This is a genomic window from Mesorhizobium sp. M7A.F.Ca.US.006.04.2.1 (assembly GCF_004022915.1).
Taxonomy (GTDB): domain Bacteria; phylum Pseudomonadota; class Alphaproteobacteria; order Rhizobiales; family Rhizobiaceae; genus Mesorhizobium; species Mesorhizobium ciceri.
This window is the reverse complement of the sequence record NZ_RZQA01001165.1, coordinates 1-1,493: the sequence shown is the minus strand read 5'-3', so window position 1 is coordinate 1,493 and position 1,493 is coordinate 1. Positions and strand designations below refer to the sequence as shown.

Sequence of the window (1,493 nt, the reverse complement as noted above, 5' to 3'; positions counted from 1 at the left end):
GCATTGGCGGAGACCAGTGGGACCCGTTCGTTGCGCTGACGAAGGAAGTGAACCTGCTGTTTTCGGTCTTCTTCCATCAGCGCAACGAATTCGGCGTCGCCCTCGATGCGCTTCGAGGCGGACCTTTCGCACCGCAAGCTCTGATCACCGACCGGATCGACCTCTCGCCGGTTCCGCAGATATTCGAGAGCCTTCGCCGCCGCACCACGCAATGCAAAGTGCTGATCCAGCCGGACCTTGTTTGAGGAGAGTGAAAAATGGCCGTTCAATTCGAAACGCTCGAATACGATATCGATGGCACGAAAACGGTGGTGATGGCCATCGGTAGAGGCAAGCCCGTGCTGTTCCTGCACGGCGCCTCGACGCTTGAAGGCTTCGACTTTGCCGAGGGCCTCGCGGACCGTTTCCGCGTGCTCTGCCCGAGCCATCCGGGCTTCGGCTTTTCTGGCCCGGCGCCGCATGTCGCTACGATGTCCGACATGGTTTTACACTATCTGAATCTGCTCGATGTTCTCCGTCTGCCGGAGAAGCCTCATCTCATCGGCTTTTCCATGGGCGGCTGGATGGCGACCGAACTCGCTGGCCTTGCGCGCGAGCGTTTCGACAAGGTGGTGCTGATCGCGCCGGCAGGGCTCAACGACCCCGCATATCCGGCCACTGATCTCGGCGCGGTCGCGCCGCAGGAGTTGCCGGCCTATCTGGCGCAAGACGTCTCGGTGGCGCTGCGCTACTTCCCGGATGGTTCCGACGCCGCCTTTGCCGAGGCCTTCGGCGCCGATCGCGCCCGCGAAGGCGAGACGCTCGGCCGGCTGCTGGCGCCGTTCGGCATGGGGCATCCGAACCTGCGGCGCTTTCTGGCGCGCATCGCCAATCCGACACTGGTCGTCTGGGGCACCAGGGACCGTATGCTGCCGGCGGGACAGGCTCCGCTCTTCGTCGAGGCGCTGCCCGACGCACGCCTGATCCTCGTCGAGGAGGCCGGCCATTTCGTCATGCAGGAGAAACCCGAAACGCTCAGGAAGATCGGCGATTTCTTCGCCGGCTGATCGCATTTGAAAAGGAGGAGGAGAACACGATGAACAAACCCATCAAGCACAGCTCGTGGGGGACGACCACCGACTATCGCGACTTGCTCAGGAAGATCGCGGAGATCGGACCGGTCCTGGAAGCCAACGCCACCGCCGATGAGGAGAATGGCGAACTGACTGCGGCCACGTTCGAGCTGCTGAAGCCGCTGCGCATGTCGCATATCTTTGCCGCGGAGAGCCTCGGCGGTGCGCAGTTGCGACCCACCGAGGGTCTCGAACTGCTGGCGGCGATCACCTGGCACTCCGGGGCGGCCGGCTGGGTTTCCATGGTGCATTGCTGCATCGGCGCGATGTCGGCTGCCTTTCTGCCGGACAGCGCGGTCGAGCGGCTGTTCGCGCCGGGCTCCGACAACCGTTTCTCGGGACAGGGGGCGCCGCTCGGCATGCTGAAGAAGGTCGACGGTG

General features: G+C 63.8%; 1 protein-coding gene and 2 pseudogenes. All 3 read left to right on the top strand.

The annotated features are described in order from the left end of the window. Positions 1-245: pseudogene (locus EN925_RS35435) on the top strand (Zn-dependent alcohol dehydrogenase); the annotation flags it as partial. Between the two features lie 12 nt (positions 246-257). Further along, a complete protein-coding gene (locus EN925_RS35430; protein ID WP_013533082.1) occupies positions 258-1,046 on the top strand; it encodes an alpha/beta hydrolase in 789 nt (262 codons plus the stop codon). A 29-nt stretch (positions 1,047-1,075) separates the two neighbouring features. Next, positions 1,076-1,493, top strand: a pseudogene (locus tag EN925_RS35425) (acyl-CoA dehydrogenase); the annotation flags it as partial.

What these genes read in the sequence shown, in the direction of transcription:
- EN925_RS35430 (WP_013533082.1), top strand. Translation starts at nt 258, where the DNA reads ATGGCCGTTCAATTCGAAACGCTCGAATACGATATCGATGGCACGAAA.